Consider the following 15,504-nt stretch of genomic DNA (forward strand, 5'->3'; position numbering starts at 1 on the left):
ACGGCTAGACGTCCATTTGGAGATACTGAAATGTCCATCACCATCACAATCGAAAACGCCCAAGTGGAAGTCCGCTCGGGCACCAGTGGCAAAACCGGCAAGCCGTATTCGATCAAGGAACAGCGTTGCATCGTGCATGGTGCCGCGCGCTTCCCGCTCGAAACCCGGATCACGCTTGCCGACGATCATCCGGGCTATCCCGTCGGCACGTACGAAGTGACCACGCCGTTCACGGTGGGTCGCTTCGGGTTGCAGGTCGCGCGTGATCTTGGCCTCGTTCTCATCAAGAACGCAAAGGCCGCGTGATGTTCTGCCTCGACCGCTACTGCATCGTTTGGAACCCCATGGAATTGCTTCCTTTCGTCCTGGGCGTTCTGGTCGGTGTGGTGGCGGTCGCGATAGGGATGTGGAGGGGTTCACTCCCGCGTACGCGGGATGAGCGAGTAGCGAACCCGTAGCAGCCCGGCCCGTAGGGATCGCCATGTATCAAGCGTCGTCGTCGTCGTCACCTGCGCCTGCTTCCTCGACTGATCCTGCTCCTACGGCGGTTCAGTTCGCTGCGTGTGCGCCTGCTGACATCGATCCATCTACGGCTGTTTGCCAACACCTCGTGTGGGTGCAGCAGCCTTTCGTTTTGCCTCCGTTGGACGCTACGGCGGGGGTCGCGTTGTCGGTCGCCATCATCACCTGCTGGGCGATTGCACGTGTGTTTGCCGACCTGCAGCAGGTGGGAGAAGACTGAGATGAACCTGAAAACCCGTGTTGCCGTCGCGTCCGGCCTGCTTGTCGCTGCCGGTGCCTCGATGGCCCAGACCACGCCGACCATCGACGTTTCGGGCGTGACGCCGATTTTCGTCGGGGCCGGTGTCGCGTTCACCACGATGGGTACCGCGTACCTCGTCATGCGCTACGGCGGCAAGGTCTGGAAGTGGCTGGCGAACCTGTAACCACCCAGGGGAGGGCGGCTTTGCCGCCCTTTCCTTTGAGTCGTTTAGCCGTTTAGACGTCTGAAAGGAAAGGGTATGACAATCGTGGATTATGCGGGTTATTTGGTGCTCGTCTGCATGTTGGGCGCAGCGTGGATTTTGTTTTCGCGGCGGAAGTAAATCTGTGTTGTTTCCGTATGCATCTAGTTTTGCTCGTACTTTGGGGGGGGCGCATGGCTACTTTTCTCGCGCGACGGTCGCTAGGATTCCTGCTCGTCGTCCTTTTTGTTGGTGTTTCGGCTTTAGTGTCGTCTCCGAAGGCGCGTGCTAGTGCATATGGCACTTATCAGCAGGCGATGGCGAATTGCCAAGCCAACGTAGCTATCAATCCTTCGATGTACTGTTCTAATCTCGGCCAGGTATCGGGCGGTCGTTGTGATGTGGTTTTGAAGTACGGTAGTGCGATTCAAAATGATTATTTCTATGATTGCTCTACGTATCAGGACCCGGGTTGTTCTTCCGTTGCGGATGGTTCTGGAACGGCGTTTGCTAATAATCGAACGGCGGCTAATGCAGTACAGATATGTTCGTCGCTCGATTACAAGGGTTCTACTCAGGGCGTCGGTTGTGTGGAAACGTTCAGTGCGGGAACGGGTATTGAAAATGCGGCGGGTGGGATGGTGTTTTCTGGAACGTTTCATGCCAGCGGTGGGTCATGCACACCGAATGCCGATGGTTCCTTTACACCCTATGGCGCGTCGTCTCCGTCTCCTGTTCCTCCCACTACGGCATCTCATGGTCAGCCTTCGCCGAAGGTGTGTGGTGGCGGTAGCTGTGTTGATCCGGGAACGGGGCAAGCGTGTATTGTGGATCAGTCTGGAACGCAATTCTGCACTCCTGCTCAGGCGGCGTTTCCGACGGCTCCGACCATTCCCACGCCGCAACCGAATTGTTATTCGGATGGTTCGTCTGCCACGTTGTGTGTAGGTATGCCTAAGGCGCCGATTCCAACCAATCCGCCTACCTCTGTCACTGATCCGGCGACGCAAATTTCTGGAACCGATACCTATAACGTTTCTACTTCGGGTGGGCAAACAACTACGACGGTCAATGTCTACAATACGGCAGGTGGCACTACGTCGAACGGTCAAAAATCGGGCGATTTGGGCACGTCGAGTGGAGCCACGCAAAACGGTACTAATCCGGCGCATTCTTCAAGCGCGGGCGGCAATGGTACGTACTCTGGTGGCACGGATTGCAACACGCCGCCTGTGTGTACTGGCGACGCTGTGCTTTGCGGTGCCTCCCGTGCGCAGTGGGCGACTACGTGCCAGGTGCATACCGATTTGGCCGGTACGTTGCCCGCGCCTTCTGCCACGTCGCTTGCAACGGGTGGGAGTTACGATCAGGGGTCCGTTTGGACCACGCCTTCCACGGGTAACACTGTGGGCGATCAGGCGAATGCGGGCAATTACGATCAGTCAGGATTTGGTTACGGTACACAGTGCCCCTTTGTAGATACGCATGTGACTTTCATGTCCTCTTCGTTTTCTTTGCCGTGGTCCGAAGCTTGTGATGCGACCAGTTATTTGCGCTGGGTGGTTATCGGATTTGCGTTGTATCTTGGCGCATGCATTACTGCCGGGAGTAATCGCTAATGCCTGTTGTCGTCGCTTGGATCGGTGAAATGTTGCTGACTGTTGTAGGTCGGCTGGTTATTTCTGCGTTGGTTTCTGTTGGAATAGGTTTTGCGCTTCATGCGACGGGCCATGCTGCTTTGGAATACGGCCCTATCCAAAATATGCTCGCTAAGGCTGGCCCGTTAGTACCGTTTATCGGTTATTTTGGGCTTGACACGTTTATGACCATTGTTCTCAGTGCTTGGGCAGGTCGCGAGATAACGGATGCTGCCAAAGCTTACATCACAGAGAATTTCAATCCGAAGCTGAAGGGGCAGAGCTAATGCCAGTCAAACTATTTACGGGTCTTCCGGGGGCGGGCAAGACGGCATGCCTTGTAGCTGAATTGATCGATTTGCATGATAAGCATCCTGAGCGTCCGCTTTTTTATTACGGCATTGACGGTTTGGCGGACGGCGTTGCTACTGAATTAACGCATGAGCAGTTAACCAAGTGGTGGGATTTACCGCCGAATGCCATTATTGCGGTTGACGAGGCTCAGGAAGAGGGGCTTATGCCTTTGGATCAGGGTCGACCTGCCGAATGGGTCAAGCGCATTAGCAAGGTTCGGCACGAGGGTATGGATTTTCTTTTGACGACTCAGCACCCTAATATGTTGAGCAGTTACGTTCGTCGTCTTGTGGATTTGCATGTGCACGCCGTTCGTAAGTTCAATACTCACGTAGTCCAGCGTTATACGTGGGGTCGGTGCATGGAAAACTGCGAGAAAAGCGGTCCGCAAAAATCGTCTGTTCAGAGTGTTGGCACGCTTCCTGCCAAAGTGTTCGATTTATACAAGTCGGCGAATGCGCACAACATGAAACGGCGTATTCCTGCGAAGGTGTGGATTCTGGTTTTCCTCGCGGTCGTTTTTGTTGGCGTGTGTGTCGCGTTTCCTTTTGTGATGCATCATCTTAAGCGTGTTGCTTCGGGACAGGCGCACGCTGATTCCGTTAAGCCGTCGAGTTCGTCGGCGCTGGCCAACGGGTCTCTCGTGGATTCCGCGATGCGTTCTACGGACTACGTGAAGTGGTTGACTCCGCGTGTCCCCGGTTTGCCCTGGACGGCTCCTGCTTACGATCACTTGACGGTGCGCTCTAACCCGCGTGTTTTCTGCATCGCCGTCGAGGATGGCTCTACGTACTGCGTGACGGAGCAGGGGACCGATTTGGATGTGCCTCCGGCTGTTGCCCGCCAGATTGCTGCCCATGGTGTCTATGATCCCTTTTTGGATTCTGAGCGCGACCATGTGGCGTCGGGGGATCAAAGCCGGGGCAGGGATCGGCCGCAGGGGGAGGCGGCGAAGCCGTCCCCTGCGGCTGGCCCTGCTCCGGCTGCACCCTCTGATGCCGCTGGTGTGGGTATCGGCTTCCGTGGCGCTGTGGGCGGTCTGCACGCGGCTTATTTCCCGCCAGAATCGACGCCGCGCAATCCCGAAGAGATATTGCAGTAGGCGGGAAGGGCGCCGCAGGCGCGAGCCGGTGGAACCGGCGTCTCTAGACCGGCGCGCGATGGGGACACAAAGCGGACATTTTGTCCGGTCGCATGCGGGGTCGGTCGTTCCCTTCGGTGGTAACCTCTTCCCGCCGAACCGCTTTTCAGGGGGTGGGTTGTGCCTGAGCGTCCGTTTCCGCCGCGTCGTGTCTCGCGGCGACGTCGTCGTTCAAGTTGGCCGGATTGGCCGGACTGGGTCTATTACCTGGTCGCGTTCGGTTTGACGTTGCTCACCTTGCCGCTGTATGCGCGGATTTTCGGTGGCTAGCTCTTGATCAGGTACAGGGTTGGCCGCGCGTTGGGCGGGCGCGTGCCGTAGGCCGCTGCCTCGCGCGTCTCCACGTCGCGCAGCCATCGCCCGAACTGCGCCGCGATCTCTGGCCGTACCGTCATCTCCGCGCCGCGTGGAGCTTTTAACAGCGCCCCGCGAATGCGCCAGCCCGTCCATGGGCCGACCAGGTCAATGTGTGACGTGGCCAGCCCGTACCGGAGGCCGGCGAGTTCGTGCAAGGTGATCACGCCGGCAGGCGTGATGAATTCTTGCCGCTGGTCGTCATAGCGCCAGGGCAGGCGGCTGCGAGTGCGCCCCATGGTTCCCGTCCGTGTCGGGGTTTGGGGAGCAATGGAACGGAAAACCGGGATAAGAACGAAAAGTCTTTACGGATCATAGTATTTCGTATTGACTCCGCTCTCATTTTTGCTTGGATTGACGGCGTTTGTGGGCCACAGTCAACTGATTCTCTGCGGCCACTGCGCGGGCTTCCGCTGATTGAAGCGCCGAAGTCAGGCCACTGACCTGTCCTCGCGTGGCAGCCAGCTCCAAGGCGAGTTGGTCACGCTCGCCGGTGACGCTGGCCATCGCCGCCAAGCGCGCTTCGCCATCGGCCAATTCTCGACGAATGCGCGCCATGTCCAGTCGCAATTCCGTGAGGCTGGTCTGCTGGTCTTCGCTACGTTGCCGCAGCTTGGCCAATTGCTGCTCTGCATGACGCTGTCCTTCCCGTGCTGCATCGGTTTCTTGCAGCATTCGGGCTTGAGCGGCCTCTACTCGCTCGTTGGCTTTGTCCCGTTCCACCTGAAAGGCAGCATCGCGGGCTGCAATGGTCGCCTGGAATTCGGTGGTCAATCGGTCGTGAGCATGCCGTGCAGTCTCTTGTTGCTGAGCCATGTCGGTGCGAACGGCCTCCATCTCGTGCTGCAAGGCTTGGACCTGGCTAAGCGCTTCGCGCTTGGCTTCGATTTCCCGACCGAGCTGCTGCTGCAGCTCGGCACTCTGCGCACGGAGTTGGCTGATTTCCTGTTGTAGCAGTTGCACCGTGGCGTGGGCGGTGTCTCGTTCGGCGGTGGTGTCGTCGTGCGCACGCTGTAGCGCCGCTAGGTCCGATTCCATAGCTTGGCGTTGCTCGCCGAAGAGCTGCTCCCCCTGTTCCACGGCCGCCACCCAGAGTGAGCGCATCGCATCCGCGATCACCGGCGGTAGATCGGCGCCGAGGGCATCGGCCTTGGCCCGCTCATCCTTCCACAGCTTCAGTTCGTCGTTGATGGTGGTTCGGCTGCCTTGCTGGATGGCGGCGTAGATCAGGTCGACGGTGAGCTCGTGGGGGCGTCTCCCGTCCGCGACCAAGGCGGCGGCGGCTTCACGGGTGCGTTGACGGGTATCGCTGACTCGGCTCATGGCTGCTCCAGTCGCTCGGAGGGTCAAATTTGCAGAACTCTCAGTGTGTATATCACAGTATTACGTTATATATGTAACGATTAATCTAAGAAATTTACGATAACTCCCATAATCAAAAGTCTTTTGGGTGTACGCTTGAAGTCCATACCCCTTCCGACATCGGAAAGCCTGTGAGCGAACTTGCCCTCAGCACCGTCGTCCCCGCGACACTACCCACTCACCTCTCCGGGATGGCGGGCACCAACCGGGCGCCTGCCAGCGCATCACGACAGATCGCGGCCAACGACGATGTCGCGGCCATCGGGTTGTGGCTGGCCGAATACCACGGCTCACCGCACACGTTTCGCAGTTACCGAAAAGAGGCCGAGCGTCTGTTGCTGTGGGCAACTCAGATTCGTGGCAAAGCCGTATCCAGCCTGACGCGAGAGGATGTCCTGGCCTACGAGGCGTTCTTGGCTCAACCGCTACCAACGTGGTGCGATGAAAGCCTGGCGCGCCGTGGCGATCACCGACGGTTGTTTGCCGGCCCACTATCGGAACGGAGCCAGCGCCAGGCGCTGGGCATCTTGTCGGGCCTGTTCAACTACCTAGTGCGCGCCGGGTATCTCGCCGGCACACCGTTCGCGTTGCAGCCGCGTAGCCGGCGTGGCCGTCAAGGTCGACGGACCATCGAGCGCTACTTGGATCGTGCGCTGTGGCAGGACGTTCTTGTTCACGTGGAGCAATGGCCGCAGGCGAGCGGACGAGACCGACAGCGTTACGAGCGCGCACGTTGGGTGCTGCGATTGCTCTACGAGACCGCCCTGCGCGCCTCGGAAGCCGCCCAGGCGCGCGAAAGCGACTTGTTCCATCGTCGCGGCTGTTGGTGGTTGCGCGTGACCGGCAAAGGTGGCGTGGAGGGTGACGTGCCGATCAGCGAGGCCCTGATGGCCGACTTTGCCAGCTACCGTGCCTTTCACGGCTTGCCCGTCGTTCCAGGCAGCGACAGCCCGCGCCCGCTGATCCTTGGCATTGCAGGGCGCGATGCCCCTCTCACCGCGACAGCGGTGTACCTGATCGTAAAAGAAGCGCTCGGGCGCGTCGCCGAAGTTGTTGCGCCCACCGATCCGGTGCGGGCCGCACGATTGCGGCGAGCCTCCACGCATTGGCTACGGCATACGGCCGCGACACACCAGGCCGAGGCCGGCAACCCGGTGCATCATATCCAGCACAATCTCCGGCACAGCTCGATCGCCACTACGTCCATCTATTTGCACGCCGAAGAAGACGCGCGGCATGCCAGCACGACGCAAGCGCGCGCCACGATCCCCTTGCCCAAGGAGCGCCCATGACACCGTCCCCCGATGATCGCTTTGGCATGCCCGACAGCGCGTTCGCGGCGGCCCGCGAAAGCCATGGCCGGGACAATCCGGTGCTGCGTATGGGGATGTATGTGCCGACGCGCGGTGAAGTAGCTTCCCTGCCGGCGGCGGAGCTGTACTCGATCATGGTCGACTGGATGTGGGAAAGCCCGTCGGAGCTCATCCCGAACAATACGCAGATCGCCGAGCTGCGTGCCATCCTGCTAGCACGGCCGGACGCCGACGATCTGGAGGTGCAACGCCTGATCGCCGAGTGCGATGGATATCTGAAGGACTGACCGCCCTTACGCTGCCTGCTCCAGCGCGGCAATCAGCGGGCACTGCACTTGACCGGTGTTGCAATGGCATTGATCGACCAAAGCAGCCAGTGCCTGCTCGACACGCTGCAATTGCACGATGCGCTCACGTACCATGGCCAACTTGTTTGCGCCCAGCTCTTCGGCCTCACGACAATGACGGCCGTCCTCCAATGCCAGTAGGTCGGCGACCTCATCCAGGCTGAAGCCCAGCGTCTGCGCATGCTTGATGAATCGCAGACGGCGCGCATGGATGTCCTCATAGCGGCGGATGCCGCCGAGTGGCTTGGCCGGCTCCGGTACTAGGCCGCGCCGCTGGTAATAGCGGATCGTTTCGACGTGGACCTCGGTGGCCTTGGCCAAGGCGCCAATCGTGTAACCCATGGAAGGTTGACTCCGTAGTTCACTACGGAAGTAAGGTTACGCCGAATCGCCCATCCATCCCAGCAGGACGTCTCGTGGCCCGAAACAGCGAAAAAAGCACCCTGGTCATCGGAGGCCTGGCCGCCGTCCTGGCCTCCGCCTGCTGCCTAGGGCCGCTGATTCTGGTCAGCATTGGGCTAAGCGGTGCCTGGATCGGTCAATTGACCCGGCTGGAGCCGTTTCGGCCATGGTTCCTGGCCGTTTCGGTGATTGCCTTGGTGTTCGCCTATCGCCGGATCTTCCGTCCGGTAGCCGCCTGCGCGCCGGGTGAGGTGTGCGCAGTCCCCTCGGTTCGTCGCGCTTACCGCCGGCTGTTCTGGATCGTCGTCACCCTGGTGCTCGTCGCTTTCGGTTTTCCCTATGTCGCCCCCTGGTTTTACTGAGACTTCCCTATGAAAAAAGCCACGCTCGCGTTTGCCCTGATACTGGCCGGTGTCTCCACCGCCGGCTTGGCCACCACCCGCACGGTCACGCTCGATGTGCCCGGCATGACGTGCCCGACCTGTCCGATCACCATCAAGAAGGCCCTGCAAAAGATCGACGGCGTGGGTGGCATCACCGCCAATGTCGATAAGAAAACCGTGACCGTCACCTACGACGACGCCAAGACGCAGCCGACCACGCTGACCCACGCGACGGCGGATGCCGGCTATCCCTCCACCGTGCAACACTGAAGGCCCCGCTTATGTCGTTGAAAGCCATCGACCCCGTGCTCGACCTGATGGGCGATTTCGCCAAGGTGACTCATGGGGTGACCCGTCATATCCAGCAGATGCGGCAGGCCGCGATCTTCACGGACGGCGCCTTGCCCGCGCGTCAGAAGGCCCTCGCCGCGATGCTCTGGTCAATCTCGGCACGCTGCGAGCCGTGCATCGTGTTCTACGTGCAACAGGCTGTGACTTTCGGTGCGACCGAGGCAGAACTGGGTGACGTGCTGGCTGTCGCCTCGACCATGGGCGGCTGCGTCGGTGAAATGTGGGCCCTGAAAGCCTATAAGGCTTACAAGGATGTCGTCAGCGGGCAGGCCACGACGCAAACTGAGCCCAGTTGCTGCGCTTGACCACACATTATGCACGAGGCCTAGATGACCTGGCGCCCCCAACGGATTGACTATACCTACTGCGATAAAGCGTTCATACACTATCTAAACCCACCTCCAGAGTTGAGAGGGCGAAAGCGCCCCAGTAAGCTCGCGTCATGAGACTCTCCCTGCGCCAACTGGCTCGTTCACGTCGCCTCCGCGCGATGAGCGTGCTGGCGTGGCTGGTGCTCGTGATCCAATCCGTGGCGGCTGCTCCCATGAGCATGCCAATCGAATCCCACGCCCAGCCCGCGCATGCGACGGTCACTGCGATCGCGGGACACGGCATGCACTGCCACCACTCGGCAACGTTCAGCACAACTGATTCCTGTTGCCAACACACAGCAAATTGCTGCGGCGGTTCGGTTGGCCAGTGTGCCTGCGCCGCACTGTGTGCCACGGCGCTCCTGCCGAGGGCGACGGTAGTGCTGGTTTCGACGGCGTTGACGGCAAGCTACGCAGTGCCTTCGCGCACGGCGCCCCCTTCAGGGACAAGCGCGCCCCCACTCCGACCCCCGGCGGTCTGATTCTCCCCTCGTTTCGATGAGCTTGGCGCATGACGGTCGCGTGCCGACCTTCGTGGCCATTGGCTGTGATCGGCATCACCACGAGGATGCCGCTTGCCTTGGAGAGGCCCCATGAAAATCCTTCCCCCACCCGCGATGGTCTGGTCGCGGCGTCGTTTCGTCCAAGGTGTCGCCTTCGGTGGCACCATCGCCGCGCTCGGCCTGCTGCGCCCGTCCAAAGCCTGGGCGCTGACCGGCGCAGGCCAACCCGCCATCCTCACTGGCACCGACTTCGCGCTCGACATCGCCGAAACGCCGGTGAACTACACCGGCCGGCCTCGCTTGGCCACGACCGTCAATGGCAGCCTTCCGGGGCCGACCCTGCGCTGGAAGGAAGGCACCACCGTTACGATGCGTGTGACCAACCGGTTGCGGGTGCCCACGTCCATTCACTGGCACGGCATCATCGTGCCGTTCCAAGAGGACGGCGTGCCTGGCATCAGTTTCCCCGGCATCGCACCGGGCGAGACCTTCACCTACCGTTTCCCGGTGCGCCAGAGCGGCACCTACTGGTACCACTCGCATTCGGGATTCCAGGAACAGACCGGATTGTACGGTTCGCTGGTGATCGATCCGGCTGGCCCGGAGCGCAACCCCAGCGACCGCGACTACGTGGTGATGCTCAACGACTGGAGCGACACCAGCCCCGAGCACATCTTCGCCACGCTGAAGCGGCAAAGCGACTACTACAACTTCGCCGAGCCGACCGTGCCGGAATTCTTCCACGACGTGCGCGAGTTGGGTCTGCAGAAAGCGTTGGCCAAGCGGCGCATGTGGAACCAGATGCGCATGAGCCCGGCGGATCTCAGCGACGTCTCCGGTTACACCTATACCTACCTGATGAACGGCACCGCCCCGGCCGGCAATTGGACGGGCCTGTTCAAGCCGGGCGAGAAGATCCGGCTGCGCTTCATCAACGGCTCGTCGATGACGATCTTCGACGTGCGCATTCCGGGTTTGAAGATGACGGTGATCTCCGCCGACGGCCAGGATGTGGCGCCGGTGCCGGTCGACGAGTTCCGCATCTCGGTGGCGGAGACCTACGATGTGCTCGTCGAGCCACAGGAAGATCGGGCGTTCACGATCTTCGCCCAATCGATCGACCGCACCGGTTATGCCCGCGGCACGCTCGCCCCGAGGCCCGGTATGGAAGCGGCGGTACCCGCGATGGATCCACGCATGCCCGTGAGCATGGTGGACATGATGGGCGCGATGGCACAGGGCACATCCGGACACGTCGACATGCAAGGGATGGCAGGCATGCCCGGGATGCAGGGCATGCCTGGCATGGGCATGGGGGGCATGGCGATGGCCGCTGCGCCCGTGGTGCGTCACGCCCGCACCGAATACCACAACCCGGGCGTCGACATGCACGTGGACATGCCGCGCACCAACCTCGACGATCCGGGCACGGGCCTGCGCGACAACGGACGCCGCGTGCTCACCTACGCCGACCTGCACACCCTCGGCGGCTCCATCGACAAACGGGAACCCAGCCGCGAGATCGAACTGCACCTCACTGGCAACATGGAGCGCTACATGTGGTCGTTCGACGGCGTGAAGTTCTCCGACGCGAAGCCCATCCATTTCCGTGCCGGAGAGCGGCTGCGTATCGTGCTCGTCAACGACACCATGATGAACCATCCGATCCACCTGCACGGTATGTGGAGCGAGCTGGAAAACCCCGACGGCCAGTTCCAGGTACGCAAGCACACCGTCAACGTGCAACCCGCGCAGCGCGTCGCCTACGGGGTGAGTGCGGACAACCTCGGTCGCTGGGCCTACCACTGCCACATGCTGTATCACATGGAGGCGGGCATGTTCCGCGAGGTGGTGGTGTCATGACGACCGTTCATTGCATCCGCCCACCGCGCGCGAATCCGCCGTTGCTATTGGCAGCGCTCCTGCTGGCGTTGCCCCTGGCGGCCACCGCGCAGAACACACCGGCGTCCAGCAGCACGTCGCCGATAAATATGAGCGCCATGCCAGGCATAGATCACGGCAGCATGCCCGGCATGACCATGCCGGCGCCGGCGAGCAGCACGACGCAGCCGGCGGCGAAAACGCCCGCCAAGAAAGCCAAGAAGAAACGCCGCACCGCGCCGTCGACTCCGCTCTCCCACCCCATGGATGGCATGAAGGGAATGGATCACAGCGCCATGAAGGGCATGTCGATGCCCACCCAACCGGCTTCGTCGGCGGCACCCGCCAGCGACATGCCGGGGTCGGACCACGCGTCGATGCCCGGCATGAGTCCGCAAGACATGTCGGGGATGGATCACGCCGGCATGAATCACGGCGCAATGCCGACGAAGGATCAAGGCGGAGCGGCAAGTATGGGCGCGATGCCGGGCATGACGATGGGCCCGATGCAAGGTGGCAACCCGCCGCCTAATGCACGCAGCCCCGATTATTCCGACGGTGTCGGCTACGGTTCCATGCAGGGCATGGACATGGCGGACGACACGCCACTGGGCATGTTGCTGATCGACCAGTTGGAAGCCTTCCACGGTCGCGACGGGAATGGCCAAACCTGGGAGGTCGAAGGTTGGTACGGCAACGACACGAACAAACTATGGGTTCGTACGGAGGGCGAAAGCCGTCGCGGCAAACTCGACGATGGCGATCTGGAGGCCCTCTGGAACCACGCCATCGCCACCTACTGGGGCACCCAGCTCGGCGTGCGCCAGGATCTTGGGGTAGGCCCGAAACGGACATGGGCTGCGTTCGGCTTGCAGGGCCTGGCGCCGTACTGGTTCGAGTTGGAGGCCACGGGTTACGTCGGCGCCAACGGCCGCACCGCCGCGCGCCTGCGTGCCGACTACGAACTGCTATTCACCCAGCGATTGATCCTGCAGCCCGAGGCCGAGGTCAACCTGTACGGCAAGGACGATCCGCAGCGCCGTATCGGCAGCGGCGTATCCGACGTGCAGTTCGGCCTGCGCCTGCGCTACGAGTTCCACCGCCAGTTCGCGCCCTACATCGGCGTGAATTGGGTACGCCGCGTCGGCACCACCGCCGATTACGCCCGGCAAGATCATCAACCCGTACTCGACCGGCAGATCGTGGCCGGTGTCCGCATCTGGTTCTGAGGGGGATTACCCATGAAAAAGCACACTGCACACGTCATCACGGTCGCCGTCACCTTGGGTGTCCTGGCCATCGGCGCCGGCGTCTTCGTCTATTCCGGTCTGTACAACATCGGCGCCGACGACCACCACACCAAGCCCGTGTTCGCTGTGCTGCAAACCCTGCGCAACCGCTCGATCCACCTGCGCTCGGAGGACCTGACCGTACCGAACCTCAACGATCCGCAGTTGATCCTGAAAGGCGCCGGCCAGTACGCGGCGATGTGCACCAGCTGCCATCTGTCGCCTGGCGTGAACGACTCCGAGCTGAGGGTCGGCATGTACCCGCAGCCACCCAACCTTTCCAAGGTGCATGTCGATCCAAAAGACGCCTTCTGGGTGATAAAGCACGGCATCAAGATGAGCGCGATGCCGGCCTGGGGCAAGGCGGGCCACGACGATCCCACGATCTGGAGCATGGTGGCCTTCCTGGAGAAGCTGCACGGCATGACACCGGCCGAATACAAGGCCATCGTGGCCAAGGCGCCGCCGGATGAGGACATGGACATGGACGAAGCCAGCAGCCACAGCCACGGGAATGGCGATGCGCGCGCATCCGGTGCGCCGATCATGAAGGGCATGAACATGAGCGGCATGGATATGCCCGGTCAGGGTGCCGCTTCCGCACCACCGCCCGCGAGGGCTAGCTCGGTCGGCTCGAAGCCGTCCAGTGACGGGCACGCCCATCTGTAGTGGCACGCGATGTCGACGCCGGCTCTCTACGGCGTCGACCGTGCCATTGGGGGAATGCAGTCGGTGCCGCTAAGGCTTGCTGAAGCCGAGGTGCAGGGTGATTTTGTCACCGGCTTTCAGGTGCGCTACCGAGGCCGGGGGAAAATGCAGCGTGAGGCCCATGCCGGCGGCACTAACCTTCATGATGCCGGTTTTCGCATCGATGGACGTCACGGTGGCGGGCATGGTGTGCATACCTTGCATGGCGTGATGCATGCCCATCATGCCGCGCATGTTGCCCTGCATGCTGCTCATCGAACCCATGCTCGACTTGGAACTGCTGGGCGCGGTGTTCTGGGCCAGTGCAACGCCGCTCAGTGCAAGCCCACCGAGTGCTGACATCACGACTTTGGAAAGCGTGTTCATCGCAACCTCCGTAGTAATAGCGATAGCAGTCACTGGAGTATGCACCTTCCCGGGATGGATACGGCTTGGCTCTTGAGTTGATTCGGGATCGGGCATTCCCTTGACAAGTAAATGCGAACAATTATTATTTACTCAATCGTCATCCTCTTTGCTGCATGCCTGCTCTCATGAAACTGTTTCTGCCTGCGATCCTGCTCTGTGCTGCACTCCCGTGCGTGGCGGAGGGTGCCGTACCCGAGTACACGCTGGTTATCCACAACCATACCTATCAACCGACGACGTTGAATGTACCGGCCAACACCAAGTTCAAGCTACTGGTGCGCAACGAGGACGCCACGCCGTCCGAGTTCGAGAGCAACGACTTCAACCGCGAGCAGATCGTGCTGCCGGGCACCACGGCAACCGTATTCGTCGGCCCGCTGGATCGCGGGAGCTACACCTTCTTTGATGATTTCCATCGCGCCACCGGCAACGGCGTGCTGGTCGTGCAGTGAGCCGCTGACATGCTTGGCATTGCATTGCTGGTTTTTCGTGAAGTGCTCGAAGCGGCGCTGATCGTCACCATCGTGGCAGCCGCCACCCGTGGCGTACCGCGGCGCGGCTTCTACATCAGCGGGGGCATCTTGCTGGGTGTGGTCGGTGCGGTGCTGGTGGCCGGCTTTGCCGGCTTCATCGAGCAGGCGGTGAATGGCGCCGGGCAGGAACTGTTCAACGCCGGGGTGTTGCTGACGGCGGTGCTGATGATCGGCTGGCACGTGGTGTGGATGTCCAGCCATGGCCGTGAACTGGCGCAGCAGATGCAGGTTGTCGGGCATGCTGTGAAGACTGGCTCCAGCTCGCTGACCATGCTGTTGGCGGTAGTGGCGCTGGCCGTACTTCGCGAGGGGTCGGAGGTCGTGCTGTTCTTGTACGGCATGGCCGCGGGCGGCGCTGGCACCGGTGATCTCGTGGCCGGGGTGCCGCTGGGCTTGATCGGCGGCGTTGGTGTTGGTTACGCGCTGTATTTCGGTCTGCTGCGCATTCCGCTGCGCCATTTCTTCAGCGCAACGAACGGGCTGCTGGTGCTGCTCGCTGCGGGGCTTGCTTCTACCGCCGCGCGTTTCCTGGTGCAGGCGGACTGGCTGCCGGCGTGGGGGGCGCAGTTGTGGAACAGCTCGGCGCTGCTGGATAACGGCTCGGTGCTGGGACAGGCGCTCCACATCCTGGTCGGCTACGACGCGCGGCCCAGCGGCATCCAAATCGCGTTCTACCTGATTACCGTGTTGCTGCTTGTGATGGGCATGCTGATGGCGCCACGCTTTGTAGCAAGGCCTGCGCCGTCGCCAGTTGCTGCCAATCAGCCTTCCTGAATCTCCGTGCGGTCGTGCGTGCCTGTCGTCATGGGCGATGGGCAGAGCCGCTCGCGTCCCGAATCCTGTGTGAGTTTCCCGATGACCCGTCTGGTCCGCTCAATGCCTTCCTCATCCTTGCAGCACAAACGCCTCCTTACCGTCGCTTGTCTCACCATCGCCTGCACGGTCGGTGCGCAACAGGCGCATGCCGACGACTTCGTCGTGTATTCGCCACACGTGGTGGCGACGCAGAGCGAGATCGAGCTGCGCGGGTACCAGTACGACGATCCGCGCGCCGACTACCACGACGGAAGCGCCGCCGAGCTCTCGCTTGCGCACGCCTTCAACAGCTGGTGGAAGGCTGAGCTGTATGTCGCCAAGTACCAGAAGGCGCCGGGCGAGGGCGAGCACCTGCTGGGCTACGAGTTCGAAAACACCTTCCAGCT

Annotated in this window: 19 protein-coding genes and 1 pseudogene; 16 read left to right on the plus strand and 4 right to left on the minus strand. The window is 61.5% G+C overall.

The genetic code is table 11. From position 1 onward, the window contains the following. Window positions 1–30: 30 nt before the first annotated feature. The 5 genes from AB7878_RS18110 (at window position 31) to AB7878_RS18130 (ending at window position 4,058) form a co-directional block, all read left to right on the plus strand. Complete coding sequence (locus tag AB7878_RS18110) at window positions 31–306, plus strand: single-stranded DNA-binding protein (RefSeq protein ID WP_369495683.1); 276 nt, start codon at window positions 31–33, stop codon at window positions 304–306. 437 nt (window positions 307–743) lie between these two features. Beyond that, complete coding sequence (locus tag AB7878_RS18115) at window positions 744–947, plus strand: hypothetical protein (RefSeq protein ID WP_369495684.1); 204 nt, start codon at window positions 744–746, stop codon at window positions 945–947. 212 nt (window positions 948–1,159) lie between these two features. Then, entirely contained in the window at window positions 1,160–2,584 is a 1,425-nt protein-coding gene (locus AB7878_RS18120) for a virulence factor TspB C-terminal domain-related protein (protein WP_369495685.1), read from the plus strand. Then, window positions 2,584–2,889, plus strand: coding sequence for a hypothetical protein (locus tag AB7878_RS18125; RefSeq protein ID WP_369495686.1), 306 nt, complete (start codon window positions 2,584–2,586; stop codon window positions 2,887–2,889). Before AB7878_RS18120 ends, AB7878_RS18125 begins: the two co-directional genes overlap by 1 nt. Beyond that, window positions 2,889–4,058, plus strand: a complete 1,170-nt coding sequence (locus tag AB7878_RS18130; RefSeq protein WP_369495687.1) for a zonular occludens toxin domain-containing protein — start codon at window positions 2,889–2,891, stop codon at window positions 4,056–4,058. The genes AB7878_RS18125 and AB7878_RS18130 overlap by 1 nt, the downstream gene beginning before the upstream one ends. 305 nt (window positions 4,059–4,363) lie before the next feature. On the opposite strand, the gene AB7878_RS18135 is transcribed toward AB7878_RS18130, so the two are convergent. Together AB7878_RS18135 and AB7878_RS18140 are read right to left on the minus strand one after the other, a co-directional pair. Beyond that, window positions 4,364–4,690 (minus strand): hypothetical protein, encoded by a 327-nt coding sequence (locus AB7878_RS18135; protein WP_369495688.1) that lies wholly within the window; start codon window positions 4,688–4,690, stop codon window positions 4,364–4,366. 100 nt (window positions 4,691–4,790) lie between these two features. Continuing rightward, the gene (locus AB7878_RS18140; RefSeq protein WP_369495689.1) at window positions 4,791–5,774 is read right to left on the minus strand and encodes a DNA-binding protein; all 984 of its coding nucleotides are present in this window, start codon (window positions 5,772–5,774) and stop codon (window positions 4,791–4,793) included. A 170-nt stretch (window positions 5,775–5,944) separates the two neighbouring features. Between AB7878_RS18140 and AB7878_RS18145 the strand changes: the two genes are divergently transcribed. Next, a complete protein-coding gene (locus AB7878_RS18145; RefSeq protein WP_369487747.1) occupies window positions 5,945–7,105 on the plus strand; it encodes a tyrosine-type recombinase/integrase in 1,161 nt (386 codons plus the stop codon). Next, entirely contained in the window at window positions 7,102–7,413 is a 312-nt protein-coding gene (locus AB7878_RS18150) for a hypothetical protein (RefSeq protein WP_369487745.1), read from the plus strand. The genes AB7878_RS18145 and AB7878_RS18150 overlap by 4 nt, the downstream gene beginning before the upstream one ends. Window positions 7,414–7,419: 6 nt before the next feature. On the opposite strand, the gene merR is transcribed toward AB7878_RS18150, so the two are convergent. Next, window positions 7,420–7,815 carry a mercury resistance transcriptional regulator MerR gene (gene merR / locus AB7878_RS18155; RefSeq protein ID WP_369487743.1) on the minus strand — a complete coding sequence of 132 codons (396 nt, stop codon included), beginning with the start codon at window positions 7,813–7,815 and terminating at the stop codon, window positions 7,420–7,422. A gap of 74 nt (window positions 7,816–7,889) precedes the next feature. On the opposite strand from merR, the gene merT reads away from it, so the two are divergent. The 6 genes from merT to AB7878_RS18185 all read left to right on the plus strand — a co-directional run bounded on the left by merT (window position 7,890) and on the right by AB7878_RS18185 (window position 13,322). Continuing rightward, window positions 7,890–8,237, plus strand: coding sequence for a mercuric ion transporter MerT (gene merT / locus AB7878_RS18160; RefSeq protein ID WP_369487741.1), 348 nt, complete (start codon window positions 7,890–7,892; stop codon window positions 8,235–8,237). A 9-nt stretch (window positions 8,238–8,246) separates the two neighbouring features. Further along, complete coding sequence (gene merP / locus AB7878_RS18165; RefSeq protein ID WP_369487739.1) at window positions 8,247–8,528, plus strand: mercury resistance system periplasmic binding protein MerP; 282 nt, start codon at window positions 8,247–8,249, stop codon at window positions 8,526–8,528. 11 nt (window positions 8,529–8,539) lie between these two features. Continuing rightward, window positions 8,540–8,914, plus strand: a complete 375-nt coding sequence (locus AB7878_RS18170; RefSeq protein ID WP_369487738.1) for a carboxymuconolactone decarboxylase family protein — start codon at window positions 8,540–8,542, stop codon at window positions 8,912–8,914. 659 nt (window positions 8,915–9,573) lie between these two features. Next, complete coding sequence (locus AB7878_RS18175; protein ID WP_369487737.1) at window positions 9,574–11,346, plus strand: copper resistance system multicopper oxidase; 1,773 nt, start codon at window positions 9,574–9,576, stop codon at window positions 11,344–11,346. Further along, a complete protein-coding gene (locus AB7878_RS18180; RefSeq protein ID WP_369487736.1) occupies window positions 11,343–12,593 on the plus strand; it encodes a copper resistance protein B in 1,251 nt (416 codons plus the stop codon). Before AB7878_RS18175 ends, AB7878_RS18180 begins: the two co-directional genes overlap by 4 nt. Before the next feature lie 12 nt (window positions 12,594–12,605). Continuing rightward, on the plus strand, window positions 12,606–13,322 hold the full coding sequence (locus tag AB7878_RS18185) for a c-type cytochrome (RefSeq protein WP_369487735.1): 717 nt from the start codon (window positions 12,606–12,608) through the stop codon (window positions 13,320–13,322). 69 nt (window positions 13,323–13,391) lie between these two features. Here the strand turns inward: AB7878_RS18185 and AB7878_RS18190 are convergent, their stop codons facing one another. Continuing rightward, window positions 13,392–13,727 (minus strand): hypothetical protein, encoded by a 336-nt coding sequence (locus tag AB7878_RS18190; protein WP_369487734.1) that lies wholly within the window; start codon window positions 13,725–13,727, stop codon window positions 13,392–13,394. A 167-nt stretch (window positions 13,728–13,894) separates the two neighbouring features. On the opposite strand from AB7878_RS18190, the gene AB7878_RS18195 reads away from it, so the two are divergent. From AB7878_RS18195 to AB7878_RS18205, 3 genes and pseudogenes are all read left to right on the plus strand, one after another. Then, a complete protein-coding gene (locus tag AB7878_RS18195) occupies window positions 13,895–14,221 on the plus strand; it encodes a cupredoxin domain-containing protein (RefSeq protein WP_369487733.1) in 327 nt (108 codons plus the stop codon). 9 nt (window positions 14,222–14,230) lie between these two features. Further along, window positions 14,231–15,076: an FTR1 family iron permease gene (locus AB7878_RS18200; protein WP_369487731.1), complete on the plus strand. Its 846-nt coding sequence runs from the start codon at window positions 14,231–14,233 to the stop codon at window positions 15,074–15,076. A gap of 117 nt (window positions 15,077–15,193) precedes the next feature. Beyond that, window positions 15,194–15,504 (plus strand): annotated as a pseudogene (locus AB7878_RS18205) (hypothetical protein); the annotation flags it as partial.

Origin of the sequence: Rhodanobacter humi, from assembly GCF_041107455.1 — a bacterium.
GTDB lineage: Bacteria > Pseudomonadota > Gammaproteobacteria > Xanthomonadales > Rhodanobacteraceae > Rhodanobacter_A.